Origin of the sequence: Streptococcus sp. (assembly GCF_041802885.1) — a bacterium.
Classification (GTDB): domain Bacteria; phylum Bacillota; class Bacilli; order Lactobacillales; family Streptococcaceae; genus Streptococcus.
In genome coordinates this window covers 1-14,712 of record NZ_JBHCHN010000044.1, presented here as the reverse complement: position 1 = coordinate 14,712, position 14,712 = coordinate 1, and the positions used below count along the sequence as shown (strand labels likewise).

Sequence of the window (14,712 nt, the reverse complement as noted above, 5' to 3'; positions counted from 1 at the left end):
GTCTGGGAGACAGTTTGAGGTTGGAGATAAGGCGAACTCGGTTCGCATCAATCGTATAGGGCTATAAAAGCTGAATTATCAGCGTATTTTGACACAAACTCCGTTTGTTTCATCTCCAACCTTTAACAGCCCTCCAGACTGTTAAAACCCACTCAACCACTGCGCCATTAGTATCTAAAACGAAAAATAGAGTTTGGAACTTCTTTTGTCCCAAACTCGTTTATCATACCAGACTAAGACCACTCAAAAGGGTGGTCTTAGTTGGTTTCAGGACTATTTTTTGGAAAAAACAAAAAAATTTTTAATATTACTTAGGTTGACTTTAATAATGTTAAGGTTTATAATAAAGATAGAGGAGGGGTGTCATCAATATGTCGCTACAAGATTTTCCTGCCTGGCTGACAGAACTAGAGGCAGAGGACTTTGAATTTTTACGTTTATTTGTTTTGACATCCGGTTCGCTCAAGGAAATGGCCCAACACTATCAGGTTTCCTACCCGACCATTCGCTTACGTTTGGACCGCTTGATTCAAAAGGTTGGTGCTTCTCGACAAGATGAGGATTCCTATGTCAACCTGATTAAGGATTTGGCCTTAGAAGGAGAAATGTCCTTTGAAGTCGCAAAAAAACTGATTGCAGGCTATCATCAAGAAAGAAGGTGAACCTATGAAATTAAGCATTTTGCTGCTGGGATTTGTTCTGGCTTATATGGAACGGTATGTGATTCGTCATACCAGGGTGAATAAATGGCTCCCACTCGTCTGTTCCCTTATCATCGCAACACCGATTACCTTGTTATTGGGACCTCATCTGGTGGTCTGGCCAGTCTTGATGATTTTTTTGAGCTTAGTTTTTTGTGAGGCAGAAGATTGGTGGAACAAAGAGAAGCGCAAGAAACATCTGACAGAGCTGGAACAGACGAGGTTAAAAGATTTGTAAACGAAAAGAGCTGGAAGTTCCAGCTCTTTTTGATATGTTACACCAAGCCTTGGGCAATCATGGCGTCTGCGATTTTTTCAAAGGCAGCGATGTTGGCACCTGCTAGGTAGTCTGTGCCCAGATTGTATTTTTCTGCGGTTGTTTTGGCTGTGTCAAAGATGTTGGCCATGATGTCCTTGAGGCGGCCGTCTACTTCTTCACGGGTCCATGAGAGGCGCAGGCTATTTTGGCTCATTTCAAGGGCAGATACGGCTACACCACCAGCGTTGGCAGCTTTTGCAAGACCGTAGAGAACGCCATTTTCCTTGTAGGTCTTGATGGCGTCCAGGTTTGATGGCATGTTGGCACCTTCAGCCACACAGTAAACGCCATTTTTCACCAAACGAGCAGCCTTGTCAGCGTCAATTTCGTTTTGAGTTGCACATGGAAGGGCGATGTCTACATGGCCATCGTAGTCCCATACAGATCCTTCAAAGTATTTGGCAGTTGCTTTTTCAGCAGCATACTCGGTCAAACGAGCGCGGCGTTTTTCTTTGACATCTACCAAGAGATCAAAGTCGATACCGGTTTCGTCGATGACATAACCATTTGAATCTGATACAGAGATGACTTTTGCACCCAGTTCAGTGGCCTTTTGTACGGCGAATTGGGCAACGTTACCAGAACCTGAGATGAGGACAGTCTGGTCCTTGAAGGACTTGCCATTGGCAGCCAACATGTTGTCAGCGAAGTAGACCAAGCCGTAGCCAGTCGCTTCTGGACGGATAAGGGAACCGCCGAAGCCAAGAGGTTTACCAGTCAAGACACCTGCATCAAATTGGCGGAGGCGTTTGTATTGGCCGTACATGTAGCCAATTTCACGGCCCCCAACACCGATATCACCAGCTGGAACATCCAGCGAAGGTCCGATGTGTTTTTGCAGCTCGGTCATGAAGCTTTGGCAGAAACGCATCACTTCCGCATCCGTTTTTCCTTTAGGGTCAAAGTCTGAACCACCTTTACCACCACCGATTGGCAGACCAGTCAAGACATTCTTGAAGATTTGTTCAAAACCAAGGAACTTCAAGATGGATTGGTTAACGGTTGGGTGGAAGCGAAGACCGCCTTTGTATGGTCCGACTGCTGAGTTAAACTGGACGCGGTAGCCGCGGTTGACTTGAACATTTCCGTCCTTGTCAGTCCAAGGCACACGGAAGCTGATGACACGTTCTGGCTCAACGATGCGGGCCAGGATGTTTTCAGTGATATATTCTGGATGGGCTTCAAAGACTGGCTCCAAGGTTGCGAAGAGTTCTTCAACGGCTTGGAGGAATTCTGTTTCATGTGGGTTGCGAGCTTTTACTGCTTCAAAAGAAGCTTGGATATAGGCTTTTGCTGTTGTCATAAGAGCACCTCTTTTTGATTTTATTTATTAAATTGTCAGACAATTTAATTTATCTGCTGATTATTATAGCACCATCAAAATCAAATGTAAAGCAAAAAATGCAAAATGTTCAGAAAAATTTTAATATTGGATAAATTTTTATGGAAAAAGCGATAAAGTTCGGAATTGGAAACAGTTTTCGAAAAATATGCTATAATAGAAAGAAAAAAACGGAGGAAGACGATGGTTTCGACGAAAACAGTTCTGGGAGGTTTTGAATTTGACAACTGTCTCATGAATGCGGCGGGGGTCTGGTGCATGACCAAGGAAGAGTTGGAAGGGGTCAAGGACTCGGCTGCGGGGACCTTTGTGACCAAGACAGCGACCTTAGATTATCGGGCTGGTAATCCAGAACCCAGATACCAAAATGTGCCTTTGGGCTCTATCAATTCCATGGGACTGCCCAATCAGGGCTTGGATTATTATTTGGACTACCTCCTGGAGCTGCAGGTGCGTGAGCCAGAACGGACCTTTGTTTTATCTTTGGTGGGAATGTCGCCTGATGAAACCCATGCCATCCTCAAAAAGGTAGAGGCCAGTGATTTCAAGGGGCTGACCGAGCTTAATTTGTCCTGTCCCAACGTCCCTGGCAAGCCGCAGATTGCTTATGATTTTGAGATGACGGAAAAGATTCTCTCAGAGGTTTTTCAGTATTTTACCAAACCGTTGGGTATCAAGCTGCCGCCTTACTTTGATATCGTTCACTTTGACCAGGCTGCTGCCATCTTTAATCAATTTCCTCTGAGTTTTGTTAATTGTGTCAATTCCATCGGAAATGGTCTCTATATTGAAGATGAGACCGTGGTGATCAAGCCTAAGAATGGTTTTGGTGGTATCGGTGGTGAGTATATCAAACCAACAGCCCTGGCTAATGTTCATGCCTTTTACCAGCGACTCAAGCCTGAGATTCAAATTGTGGGAACGGGCGGTGTTTTGACAGGCCGGGATGCTTTTGAGCATATCCTTTGTGGGGCCAGTATAGTTCAGCTGGGGACCACCTTGCAAAAGGAAGGTTTAGGAGCCTTCCAGCGGATTACCGATGAACTCAAGGCTATTATGGAAGAAAAGGGCTATGAGAGTCTGGATGATTTTCGTGGTAAATTGCAGTATATCACTGATTAGGAAAGAATCTGCGAAAGCGGATTCTTTTTTTGCCACAGACCATGGATTTTCTGCCCGAAAAAGTTTATACTATATGAAGAAAGGAGGACATTATGAGAAGAAGAAAAGATCGCATTGGAAAGAGAAAACGTTATCAAAGACGGAGATGGGCCTTATGGGTGGCTAGCAGTCTTCTGGCCATTGCTTTAGTCTGGCCTCTATATCTCTTAACCACCAATACTCAGCAAAAAAAGCAGAGTCAGACTAGCACACCAAATCAAACCAGTCCTTCCTCTAGTCAGGTGGAAAAAAAGGGTGGAGTATCCACGGCTCGTATCATGGCGCACGGAGATCTGCTTTACCATGATTTGCTTTATATGAGTGCAAAGCAGGAGGACGGTTCCTACAATTTCAGTGAGAACTTTACCTATGTTAAACCATGGATTGAGCAGGCTGACTTGGCTATAGCAGATTTTGAAGGGACGATTTCCCCAGATTTTCCTTTAGCAGGCTATCCTTTGTTTAATGCACCTGCTGAAGTAGTGTCAGCCATCAAGGATACAGGCTATGATATGGTGGACTTAGCCCATAACCATATTCTGGACTCCCAATTATCCGGACTGATTTCTACTTCTAAAGCCTTTACGGATGCAGAAATTGGGACAGTTGGTGTCTATCCTGAGGGCAATCGGGGAACGGCTCCTTTGCAGATTCGGAAGGTCAATGGCATCAAGGTGGCTATCTTGGCCTATGCTTATGGTTTTAATGGTATGGAAGGCAACCTATCTGCGGAGGAACAGGCTGGCTATTTGTCTGACTTCAATGTGGAAAAAATGCAGGCCGAAATTGAGCAGGCTGAAAAAGAGGCGGATATTACAATTGTGATGCCCCAGACGGGAGTGGAGTACCAGTTGGAGCCGACAGAGGAACAACAAACCCTTTACCGTCAGATGGTGGACTGGGGAGCAGATTTGGTCTTTGGCGGACATCCCCACGTTGCAGAACCATCTGAAATCGTCGAAAAAGATGGACAGCGCAAGCTCATCATTTACTCCATGGGGAATTTCATTTCCAACCAGCGGATTGAAACCATGGAGGGGGTACCAACTGCTCAGTGGACCGAACGAGGTGTGTTGATGGATGTGACTATCGAGAAAAAAGACGGTGTGACTAGCATCCAAACAGCTCAAGCCCGGCCTACCTGGGTCAATCGAGTATCCAATGGCCGCTATGCCGAAAATGGTCAGCCACTCTATACCTATCAAACTTATATTTTAGAAGATTTCATTGAAGGTGGTCAGCATCGAGACCTATTGGACGAGGCTACCAAGGCTAGAATCGATACGGCTTACCAGGAAATGACGGATTTGATGGATTTGAAGTGGTAAGTGACTTAGAAAGGAAGACCATGACCATTAAACTAGTTGCAACGGATATGGATGGAACTTTTTTGGATGAACGAGGAAGTTTTGACCGCCAGCGTTTTGAGAAGGTTTTGACAGAATTGGAGCATAGAGATATTCCTTTTGTCGTTGCAAGTGGCAATGGCATGGGGCGATTGCTTCGGATTTTTCAGGGTTTTGAGGACCGCTTGACCTTTGTGGCTGAAAATGGTGGTCATATTTACCAAAAGGGGCAGACGCTTTACCGCCAGACCTTGCCTGTACCGCTTATCCGAGAGGTGATGGACTTTCTGCAAGATGGAGTCAGAGATTGTTGCTTTATGTTGGCTCATGATGAAAAGATATATATGGCTCAGGGAGCTGGCCAGCCTTTTGCGGATGATCTAGCCATCGAGCCCGCTCAAATGGCGGCCTTTTTGAAGAGACTGACCTATCTGCCCGACATCACAGCCTTTCCCGAACAGGAGGTCTTCTATAAGATGGGGCTTTGGGTGTCTGAAAACAGGGTACCCCAGTTAGTGACGTCTGTTAATCAAGCCTTTTTTGGTAAGCTGAATGCTGTGACCAGTGGCTATGGCAGTATTGATTTGATGCCAGCAGGGATTCACAAAGCTTGGGGCTTGCAGAGGGTCATGGACCCCTTGGGGATTGACCCTAGTCAGGTCATGGCCTTTGGGGACAATGACAATGACATTGAGATGCTGGATTTGGCCCGGTATTCCTTTGCGGTAGACAATGCCAGTCCTGCTGCCAAGGCTGCGGCCAGGTTTCACATTCCCCATCACAGTCAAGGATCGGTCCTGACCAGCATCGAACATTACTTGGCCAAGGGAGACTTATCATGGCAAAAATAGGCTTAGTCATCAGTGATATTGATGGGACGATTTTGGACCAGAACCACCAGCTGGACAGTCGGCTCAAGGAGAATCTGGTCATCCTGAACCAGCAGGGGATTCCATTTTGTCTGGCCTCTGCCCGCTCACCTCTGGGTATCCGACCCATTCAGGAGGAACTAGGCCTTGAGGCCCCCTTGGTTGCCTATAATGGGGCCTTGATTGGCCAGTGGCAGGAGGGGGAATTTAGGGTCTTGCAGGACATTCCCATTGTGGCAGCGGATGTGGTGGCCTTAATTGCCTTGATGGAGCACTCTTTCCCAGCGGTCTCTATCGGCCTCTATGCAGGGAAGGATTGGCACGTGGCCCAGAGGAATCAGTGGGTGGAGCTGGAAGCCAGTATCACAGGGGAAACTCCTCTGGTTACGGATTTTGAGGCATTCTTGGCCCAAAATCCAGTCGTCCATAAGTTTCTGCTGATTGGGGAAGAGGCAGATATCACCCAACTCTTGGCCTTCTTGCAGGAGCAAGATTTTCCAGAGACAAGCTTTTATCTGTCCAAGGTCAATTACTTGGAAATTACCCATCGGTCTGTTTCCAAGGGCCATGCCTTAAGCCTTTTGGCAGATATACATGGCCTGTCCATGGAGGAAACCTTGGCTTTTGGGGACCATTTCAATGACCTGTCCATGCTAAAAGCAGCTGGGGTCGGAGTGGCTATGGGCAATGCTCCCCAGGCTGTGCGGGAGGCAGCGGATGCGGTGACGGCGGATAACCATCACAATGGGGTTTCGCTCTATTTGGAGCGTGTCCTTCTTTCGGAAACAAGGTAGGAAAAAGCATGATAAAATTGATTACCTTTGATATGGATGGCACCTTTTTGAACTCGCAAAATGACTATGATCGGGCCAGATTTGACAAGATTTTTCAGGCAGCTAAAGAAAAGGGGATTCGGCTAGTGGCCAACTCTGGCAACCAATACCAGCAAATCGCCTCCTTCTTTGAACCTTATCTGGATGACCTGGTCATCGTGTCAGAAATCGGCGCCCAGATTCATGAGCGGGGTCAGTTGATAGATTTTCATCATTTTGACGATGCAGTGGTGGCGGATGTCCTTGGAATGCTGGCAGGTAAGGGGCTCTTGGATCGCTGCTCAGTGTCGGGCTTGGAGGGTCTTTATTTTGAAAAAGGGGCCCAGCCAGACTTTAAGAAGACCATTACCAAACATAATTTTGCCTGGAAGGAAATCGACAGCTTGCTGGAGCTTTCGGATGACCACTTTACCATCCTGACCCTGGATCTGCCTGGACAGGATATCGCTGCTCTGGTGGATGATATCAATCAGCTAGGCCAGGGTCAAATCAAGGCCGTATCCAGTGGTTTTGACTTTATCGACATGGTGCAACCCAAGGTCAACAAGGGGACAGCCCTGGCCTTTTTGGGCCAAAGATGGGGGATTGAGCCTGAGGAAATGATGGCCTTTGGGGACAGTGATAATGATCTGGATATGCTGGCCTATGTCGGCGAATCTTACGCCATGGCAGGAAGTCCAGCTAGTGTGATGGCAGTTGCCCGCCATCAAGCCCCATCCAATGATGATTCGGGTGTTTTAGAGGTTCTAGAAAAAGTGCTAAATGAATAAAGACAAAACCCTCCTTAGAGTCCATCTAGGGAGGGTTTGGCATGTCTACTGGTAGTATTCTGTCCAGTCAATAGAGTTTTTGTCCACAACATTGTTGTACTCGATGTACTGGTACTGCTGATAGAGTTCTGATGTAGGAGCATTTTCAGAGTAGGTGTAGCTGGCGTCATAATAGCCCCAAGTGGTCATGACAGGGATTTCTGTCTGAACCTTGGACAAGAATTGGTAGTAGGAAGATTGTGGTAAGGCATAATCTGTCTGGGAGAGGGTGTTCATGAGGTAAGGAGTAATATAATTGGCACTCATCCGAACCTCTGAAGATTCCTCAATATCAAAGTTTGCCCAGAGAACAAAAGGTGTTTGATACTGTGAACTTGGGTCGGAACTGTCCAAGTAAGGAGCGAAATAGGTCGGTGTAATATTGGGTTGATGATCCCCATACATGATGACCATAGTCGGCTCGTCAGAATGTTGAAGCGATTCGACCAAGCCTTTGAAAGCTTGGTCAGATACCTTGACATTAGACAGGTAGTCCGTCATAGCCGAATTGGCCTCGGCGTTAGTGGTTGTGACAGTTCTTGGACTCTGCTCTTCAGAGATACCATAGGTTTCATGTCCCTGCATGGTGACAATGAAATTGAAGACAGGTTCTTCAGATTCCTTGATGAACTTTTGACTCAAATCATATAAACTTTTATCGCTGACAAAGGTTCTGGATGTCTCCACCTCAATCAAATCGGAAATGGATGGCTTAGAATCGTTAAAGTAAGTTTCATCAAAACCTAGGTATTGATAGACAAGGTTTCTGCGATAAAAATTTTGTACATAGGGGTGGGTTCCGATTGTCTTATAGCCATAACTCTTGAGGGTACGAGCCAAACTATTTCTCTCTCCCTGAATGAGTTGCTGATAAGGGAAAGAATTTGGCGGTAGGATGGCCAAACTGTTTCCAGTCAACACTTCATATTCCGAATTAGCAGTGGCTCCGCCCAAAACCGACATATAGGTAGTTCCCGTAATGGCGTTATCGCTGAGGGAATGGATAAAGGCCATTGGGTCGGTATTGAAAGTCAAGTTGGTCAGTTGAGAGTAATCTGTCAATGCTTCGTTTTGGATAACGATGATATTTGGATAGGTAGTAGCTGAAGAATCTTTTTTAGGATATTGAGCTAAAATATCTTCAACTTTTTGAGTGGAATATCCTTCAGGCTTAGTGACGTGAGAAACTTCTTCAAATCGAACAAAGGATAGGGCAAAGCCGTACTGATAGTACGTTTTTTGCATGGAGAAGAAGCGAAGTTCCATATCGACCTTATTTGCAATCTGATAAACCATGGGTCTGGCAATGAAGAGCGTAAAGAAAAGTCCGAAAACAGCCGTCAGGGCTTTGATGACCAAGCGATGGTTGAATGGAGCTAACTTTGGCCACTTCTCATTGATTTTTGCTGTCATTGCTTCTGTTTTGAAGATGGTTCTGAAGGATGGAAGCAAAAAGAGAACGCTGATGTAGGCGCAGGCTAGCAGCACCAGTGGAGGAATGTTTGAAGCCAGCGTAAAGGCAGTATTTTCTGCAATCTTGAGGCCATCAAAGATTTGTAGGAAAAAGTAAGCCAGCAAAGGTGTCGCTCGCAGATGGATGAGGATTTTGTTGACAATCCCCATGATGAGAGTTGTGATGATAAAGAGAGCACCACCTAGCTTGAAGGACGTTAAGACAAAGGAGAAGCAGAACCAGACGATAGTTAGAATCAAGAGGTTGGTAGGTGTCGTTGCCGCATCCAAGTAGGAGTCAGTTGATACGGGTGTCTCCAGTAAATAGTGGGCCAAAAAGGGCACTGGCATCAGGAGAGTTACGTAGATTAGTTGTCCTAAAACACGCAACTTGGCCTTAGCCAGATGGGCCAAAACAGTTGAGGCCACGATTAGATTAACAATAAAGAAGCTAAAGGTTGTGAGGGCGCTGGAGAAATGATAGGAAGTGTTGGACAAAACAAATGTCGGAGACGATGCCACGCTCAAAATTATTTTGAGACCGTAGGCAGTGGCTAGGATAAGGGCCAAACCGCCAAAAATAGTCCTCTTTTTCACTTTTTTGGAGAGATTGTACCTGATAAAGAGAATCAGGCTGATCCCAAATACTGCTAATTGTCCCCACCAAAGACCATTAGACTTGTTGATGGCTAAATGCTGATCAAAGGTCAAGGTGATGGGTTTGTAAACCAACTCCTTGCCATTGTATGTGTTGATTTGTGTATAGAGGACATCATCCAGGTAAATTTGAAGAATCCCGCCAATATCATAACTACTGTATTCAAATTGCAGGCTTTTAATTGGGCCATCATTCTGGATTTCCAATGTTTGGTTTTCCGTTGTTGCTGCATCAGCGATATAGATAGGGATGGGAATTCCGCCACCATATTCACCCCATTCCTTGCGTAAAAAAGCTTCCTTATCAGGAATGCTGCCATTGATGGTTAGATTGGAGCGGATATTTTGCTTGTAACCATTAGATTGGGTGTCTTTTGACTTGATAGCAACGAACTTGATATTGCCCTGATTTTCCCCAACGGTCAGCTCGTTTCGGATGAGAAAGGCATAGCCAGCAAAAGCAAAAATTGCGATAATAGTCAAAATGACTGTTCTTTGAGAGCTAATCCAATTGAACCAAATTTGTTTGGTTAGCCATTGTGAGATGGTTGATTGACGGATAGTATGGTTGATTTTTTGAGTGTGCGTGCGAAAGGCTGTTACAGCCTTTATCCAACTTTCTTTCATCTTAATTCCTTTATGTACTTCATTTTTACAATCTTCTATACTATATCACGATTTGGAGGAAAAAGAAAGTTAAGGAAGCGGGAAAAGTCTTGCTGACAGGAATTGTATCATTAAATAGCACAGAATAAGGGTGATTTTACAGGAAAGTGCTATAATGACTAAAATAGGATGAATATATAGGAAGATATTGAGGAGGTTGTCAGACATGACGGAGTCACACCATTCTTCTTTTGAAAGAGCATCGGCGGCTGGTTTTTTGATTGCACTTGGCATTGTTTATGGAGATATCGGAACCAGTCCGCTCTACACCATGCAGTCCTTGGTCGAAAATCAGGGTGGTTTAGAGGCGGTATCGGAGAATTTTATCTTGGGTTCCATTTCTTTGATTTTTTGGACACTGACCCTGATTACTACAATGAAGTACGTCATCATAGCACTCAAAGCAGACAATCACCATGAAGGGGGAATCTTTTCCCTTTATACCCTGGTTCGGAAGATGGCCAGGTGGCTGATGATTCCGGCCCTGATAGGTGGAGCTACCCTTCTGTCTGATGGGGCCCTGACACCTGCAGTGACTGTAACTTCGGCTGTTGAAGGTCTAAAAAGTGTTCCTGCTTTGCAGGATTATTATGGGAATCAATCGTTGGTGATTGTGACAACACTGGTTATTTTAACCCTCCTTTTTAGCATTCAGCGCTATGGTACAGGCTTTGTTGGCAAAGTCTTTGGGCCAGTCATGTTGATCTGGTTTTCCTTTTTGGGAATTAGCGGTTTTCTTAATAGCTTGACCGATCTTTCCGTTTTTAAGGCCCTCAATCCTTATTATGCCATCAACCTCCTCCTCAGTCCAGAAAACCGACAGGGCATCTTCATCCTCGGTTCGGTCTTCTTGGCCACTACTGGGGCCGAAGCCCTCTACTCGGACATGGGGCATGTGGGGCGAGGCAATATCTATATCAGTTGGCCCTTAGTAAAAGTTTGTATTCTCCTGTCCTACTTTGGACAAGGGGCTTGGATTTTGGCTAACAAGGATAGTGGTATTGAGCTTAATCCTTTCTTTGCAAGTATCCCATCTTTCTTATCGGTCTTTGTTGTTGTCTTGGCAGCTTTAGCAGCAATCATTGCTTCTCAAGCACTCATTTCAGGATCCTTTACCCTAGTTTCTGAAGCCATGCGTCTCAAGATCTTTCCGACCTTTCGGATTACCTATCCTGGTCAATCCTTAGGACAACTCTACATTCCTGTCATCAACTGGGGTCTATGGTTGATTACTTGTGGGATTGTCTTGCATTTTCGGACCTCTGCCCACATGGAATCTGCCTATGGTCTGGCTATTACTATTACCATGCTGATGACGACGGTTCTGTTGACCTTTTTCCTTTTACAAAGAGGAGTCAAACCCATCCTTGCTTACGTTTTCATAGCTTTCTTTGCCATGATAGAGAGCATCTTCTTTATTGCATCGGCAGTCAAATTCTTACATGGTGGCTATGTAGTGGTCTTGATTGCGACCCTTATCATCACCCTGATGTTCATCTGGCACGAGGGCAATCAGATAGCAGCAGGCTACATTCATCTCTTAGATTTGCAGGATTACAAGGAGCAGTTGGGGCAGCTTCGGCAAGATGACGGTTATCCCCTCTTTCAGACCAATGTGGTCTATCTGACCAACCGGATGAAGGGGTCGATGATTGACCAGTCTATTCTTTATTCCATTTTGGATAAACGGCCTAAGAAAGCCAGGGTTTACTGGTTTGTCAAGGTTAATGTCACAGATGAACCTTACACCAATGATTACAAGGTGGATATGTTAGGAACAGACTACCTAGTTCAGGTAGAACTCTTTCTTGGTTTCCGGATGCGTCAGGATGTGCCCCGTTATTTACGGACCATTGTGCAGGACTTGATGGATTCGGGTCGCCTGCCCAAGCAACATCAGGATTATACCATCAGTCCTGGTCGGGTTGTAGGTGATTTTCGTTTTATTGTTCTGGAAGAGCGGGTTGTAAATCCTATTGCCATCAAACCCTTTGAACGATTTATCCTTCAAACGAAGGCTACGATTAAGCGTGTAACTGCAACTCCTATTCGTTGGTTTGGGTTACAGTTTACAGAAGCCAGTACCGAAGTTGTACCACTGGTTTTGTCAGATGTGACCAACCTCCCCATTCAGGAGCGTGACAGTCCAGAAAAAACAGAAGTTTAGAGACATTTCAAAAGATTAAAAGACTGGGCAACCAGTCTTTTTTGTGATAAAAGGATAAAAAGCTTTATTAAAATGTCAGAAAATTCTTGTTTTCTAATCTATTTTGTGTTATATTATCTAACATAAAGAAAAAGGAGATTCGTTTATGGAGACAGGTTCAGTCGCTTTTATGTTGATTTCAACAGCTATGGTCTTTTTCATGACACCCGGTTTGGCTTTTTTCTATGGGGGTCTGGGTCGTCGAAAAAATGTTATTTCTACCATGATGATGTCCATTGTGCCCATTGGCATTGCCATCCTCATGTGGATAATAGTAGGGTATTCCCTTTCATTCTCAGGGAGTCATCTCCTCATTGGGGATTTTGGTGCATCTTTCCTAAAAGGGGTCAGTGAGACAAGTTCGACCAAGGGTTATGAAATTCCAGATATGCTTTTTGCAGTCTACCAAATGATGTTTTCCATTATCACAGTTGCGATCGCTACAGGGTCCATTGTAGGGCGTATGCGGTTCAATCCGCTTGTGATTTGGATTCCCCTCTGGTTACTCCTCGTCTACTATCCCCTAGCTCACATGGTCTGGGGAGGTGGCTTGTTAGCGCAAATGGGAGCTCTTGATTTTGCAGGTGGTAATGTGGTTCATATTTCTTCTGGAGTGGCAGGTCTTGTCCTAGCTCTTATGGTTGGGAAACGCTATGATTATGATCGAATTGCTTATCGGCCTCACAATGTTCCCTTTGTCCTCTTAGGAACAGCCATTTTATCCTTCGGTTGGGTTGGTTTTAATGCGGGTTCGGCCCTGAGTGCTAACTCTAGTGCAGTCCATGCTCTGCTGACGACCGTCGTATCAGCGGCAGCTGGGATGCTATCCTGGCTCTTCATTGAAAAAGCGGTCAATAGCAAACCCTCTCTGGTTGGAGCTTCTACTGGTTTGGTAGCGGGGCTCGTCGCGATTACTCCAGGAGCAGGCTATATCTCTGTCGGTTCAGCCCTTATTGTAGGAGCCTTGGTTAGTCCAGTTTGTTACTTTGCTATTTCGGTTTTAAAGAAAAGATTTGATTATGATGATGCCCTAGATGCCTTTGGTTGTCATGGTGTCGGGGGAATCTTTGGTGGTCTGATGACCGCTCTCCTGACCAGACCTGATTTGACACCAGAAGCTGGTAATGTCGGCTTGTTCTTTGGTTCTAGTCACCTATTCATCGTAACTATTGCAGCCATTTTCTTGACCCTGATTTGGTCAGGTGGGGTGACATGGCTCATCTTGTTCATTATTAAAAAATTCCAACCCTTACGAGTCAGTGAGAGACAAGAGGTACGTGGGCTGGATGATAGTGAACATGAGGAAACTGCCTATCCGACCTTCCTTGGTTTAGATACATAAGATTGGAGCTTATCATGAAGAAAATTGAAGCAATTATTCGGACAGAAAAACTAGAAGATGTCAAACGAGCTTTATCACGGACTGAGCACAACCATGGTATGACGGTCTGTCAGGTTCTGGGCTTTGGCAAACAGCAAGGCTTTGCCGAATTGGTGCGGGGACAAAAAGTTGTGCCGAGCCTACTCGCCAAGGTCAAGGTTGAAATGGTGGTCAAAGATGAAGATGTTGAAACCATGATTGAACTGATTCAGGCGACCACCCTAACAGGCGAGGTCGGTGATGGCAAAATCTTTGTTAGCCCCATTGAAAATGTCATCCGTATTCGGACCAATGAAAGAGGGGAAGAAGCACTTTAAGTAAAATATAGAAGCAGAGAAAAATCCTTGTTGAAAAAGCAAGGATTTTTCTCTGTTATATTGCTCAACTTAGATAACTTTACAGTTTTGTCAATTTCTTGTAAACTGATGTGTGGAAAATAACTTTTACAAATCTCAATACTAAAGATTTTTCCCAATGTAAAAGACTTTTGATAGCTAAAATTGGGGTTTCATCGTATCCTAAGACTGAAAGGAGACCATAATGGAACTTGGAAAACAACTAGTTCATTATCGTAAGAAAATGAATTTGTCACAAGAGGAACTTGCAGAAAAAATCTATGTGACCAGACAGAGTATCTCAAATTGGGAAAATGATAAAACCTATCCTGATATCCATAGTTTACTCTTGCTGAGCCATATTTTTCAAGTGACTCTTGATACTTTAGTAGAAGGAGACTTAGAGACAATGAAAATGATTGTGCAAAAGAAAGACTTAGAACAGGTCGATAAAGACACCAAATGGATGCTTTGGGGAATGGTTTTGACCTCCATTTTGAACCGCACCCCAAAAGTTAGACAGAAAAAAATCTAACTTTTGGGGTGTTATTTTTATGAAATTGAGCTATGAAGATAAAATCAAAATCTATGAACTACGTCAAAATGGCCAGTCTATCAAGACCTTGTCAAAACAG

General features: G+C 44.7%; 12 protein-coding genes and 1 pseudogene. 11 read left to right on the top strand and 2 right to left on the bottom strand.

What is annotated here, in order from left to right:
- Positions 1-371: 371 nt before the first annotated feature.
- Positions 372-662 carry a DUF2089 family protein gene (locus ACEYCN_RS05960; RefSeq protein WP_373713383.1) on the top strand — a complete coding sequence of 97 codons (291 nt, stop codon included), beginning with the start codon at positions 372-374 and terminating at the stop codon, positions 660-662.
- A gap of 4 nt (positions 663-666) precedes the next feature.
- Entirely contained in the window at positions 667-939 is a 273-nt protein-coding gene (locus ACEYCN_RS05955) for a hypothetical protein (RefSeq protein WP_373713382.1), read from the top strand.
- A gap of 37 nt (positions 940-976) precedes the next feature.
- Here ACEYCN_RS05955 and gdhA read toward each other — a convergent pair whose 3' ends face one another.
- Positions 977-2,323 (bottom strand): NADP-specific glutamate dehydrogenase, encoded by a 1,347-nt coding sequence (gene gdhA, locus ACEYCN_RS05950; protein WP_373713381.1) that lies wholly within the window; start codon positions 2,321-2,323, stop codon positions 977-979.
- Positions 2,324-2,545: 222 nt separating this feature from the next.
- Here gdhA and ACEYCN_RS05945 point away from each other — a divergent pair, with 222 nt between their 5' ends.
- From ACEYCN_RS05945 to ACEYCN_RS05925, 5 genes are all read left to right on the top strand, one after another.
- A complete protein-coding gene (locus ACEYCN_RS05945) occupies positions 2,546-3,484 on the top strand; it encodes a dihydroorotate oxidase (protein WP_373713380.1) in 939 nt (312 codons plus the stop codon).
- A gap of 92 nt (positions 3,485-3,576) precedes the next feature.
- Positions 3,577-4,851: a CapA family protein gene (locus tag ACEYCN_RS05940; protein WP_373713379.1), complete on the top strand. Its 1,275-nt coding sequence runs from the start codon at positions 3,577-3,579 to the stop codon at positions 4,849-4,851.
- Positions 4,852-4,871: 20 nt separating this feature from the next.
- On the top strand, positions 4,872-5,720 hold the full coding sequence (locus ACEYCN_RS05935) for a Cof-type HAD-IIB family hydrolase (protein WP_373713378.1): 849 nt from the start codon (positions 4,872-4,874) through the stop codon (positions 5,718-5,720).
- On the top strand, positions 5,708-6,532 hold the full coding sequence (locus ACEYCN_RS05930) for a Cof-type HAD-IIB family hydrolase (RefSeq protein WP_373713377.1): 825 nt from the start codon (positions 5,708-5,710) through the stop codon (positions 6,530-6,532). Before ACEYCN_RS05935 ends, ACEYCN_RS05930 begins: the two co-directional genes overlap by 13 nt.
- An 8-nt stretch (positions 6,533-6,540) precedes the next feature.
- Positions 6,541-7,341, top strand: a complete 801-nt coding sequence (locus tag ACEYCN_RS05925) for a Cof-type HAD-IIB family hydrolase (RefSeq protein WP_373713376.1) — start codon at positions 6,541-6,543, stop codon at positions 7,339-7,341.
- A 45-nt stretch (positions 7,342-7,386) separates the two neighbouring features.
- On the opposite strand, the gene ACEYCN_RS05920 is transcribed toward ACEYCN_RS05925, so the two are convergent.
- Positions 7,387-10,116: an LTA synthase family protein gene (locus ACEYCN_RS05920; RefSeq protein ID WP_373713375.1), complete on the bottom strand. Its 2,730-nt coding sequence runs from the start codon at positions 10,114-10,116 to the stop codon at positions 7,387-7,389.
- A 205-nt stretch (positions 10,117-10,321) separates the two neighbouring features.
- On the opposite strand from ACEYCN_RS05920, the gene ACEYCN_RS05915 reads away from it, so the two are divergent.
- The 4 genes and pseudogenes from ACEYCN_RS05915 to ACEYCN_RS05900 form a co-directional block, all read left to right on the top strand.
- Positions 10,322-12,322, top strand: coding sequence for a KUP/HAK/KT family potassium transporter (locus ACEYCN_RS05915; RefSeq protein ID WP_373713374.1), 2,001 nt, complete (start codon positions 10,322-10,324; stop codon positions 12,320-12,322).
- A 145-nt stretch (positions 12,323-12,467) separates the two neighbouring features.
- Positions 12,468-13,703 (top strand): ammonium transporter, encoded by a 1,236-nt coding sequence (locus tag ACEYCN_RS05910; protein ID WP_373713373.1) that lies wholly within the window; start codon positions 12,468-12,470, stop codon positions 13,701-13,703.
- 14 nt (positions 13,704-13,717) lie between these two features.
- A complete protein-coding gene (locus ACEYCN_RS05905; protein ID WP_373713372.1) occupies positions 13,718-14,059 on the top strand; it encodes a P-II family nitrogen regulator in 342 nt (113 codons plus the stop codon).
- A 223-nt stretch (positions 14,060-14,282) separates the two neighbouring features.
- Positions 14,283-14,573 (top strand): annotated as a pseudogene (locus ACEYCN_RS05900) (helix-turn-helix domain-containing protein); the annotation flags it as partial.
- Positions 14,574-14,712: the final 139 nt, after the last annotated feature.

Bases quoted from the DNA above. Each gene is read 5' to 3' on its own strand.
- ACEYCN_RS05905 (WP_373713372.1), top strand. From the start codon at position 13,718: ATGAAGAAAATTGAAGCAATTATTCGGACAGAAAAACTAGAAGATGTC.
- ACEYCN_RS05935 (WP_373713378.1), top strand. From the start codon at position 4,872: ATGACCATTAAACTAGTTGCAACGGATATGGATGGAACTTTTTTGGAT.
- ACEYCN_RS05920 (WP_373713375.1), bottom strand. From the start codon at position 10,116: ATGAAAGAAAGTTGGATAAAGGCTGTAACAGCCTTTCGCACGCACACT.
- ACEYCN_RS05955 (WP_373713382.1), top strand. From the start codon at position 667: ATGAAATTAAGCATTTTGCTGCTGGGATTTGTTCTGGCTTATATGGAA.
- ACEYCN_RS05925 (WP_373713376.1), top strand. From the start codon at position 6,541: ATGATAAAATTGATTACCTTTGATATGGATGGCACCTTTTTGAACTCG.
- ACEYCN_RS05945 (WP_373713380.1), top strand. From the start codon at position 2,546: ATGGTTTCGACGAAAACAGTTCTGGGAGGTTTTGAATTTGACAACTGT.
- ACEYCN_RS05915 (WP_373713374.1), top strand. From the start codon at position 10,322: ATGACGGAGTCACACCATTCTTCTTTTGAAAGAGCATCGGCGGCTGGT.
- ACEYCN_RS05930 (WP_373713377.1), top strand. From the start codon at position 5,708: ATGGCAAAAATAGGCTTAGTCATCAGTGATATTGATGGGACGATTTTG.
- ACEYCN_RS05940 (WP_373713379.1), top strand. From the start codon at position 3,577: ATGAGAAGAAGAAAAGATCGCATTGGAAAGAGAAAACGTTATCAAAGA.
- ACEYCN_RS05960 (WP_373713383.1), top strand. From the start codon at position 372: ATGTCGCTACAAGATTTTCCTGCCTGGCTGACAGAACTAGAGGCAGAG.
- gdhA (WP_373713381.1), bottom strand. From the start codon at position 2,323: ATGACAACAGCAAAAGCCTATATCCAAGCTTCTTTTGAAGCAGTAAAA.
- ACEYCN_RS05910 (WP_373713373.1), top strand. From the start codon at position 12,468: ATGGAGACAGGTTCAGTCGCTTTTATGTTGATTTCAACAGCTATGGTC.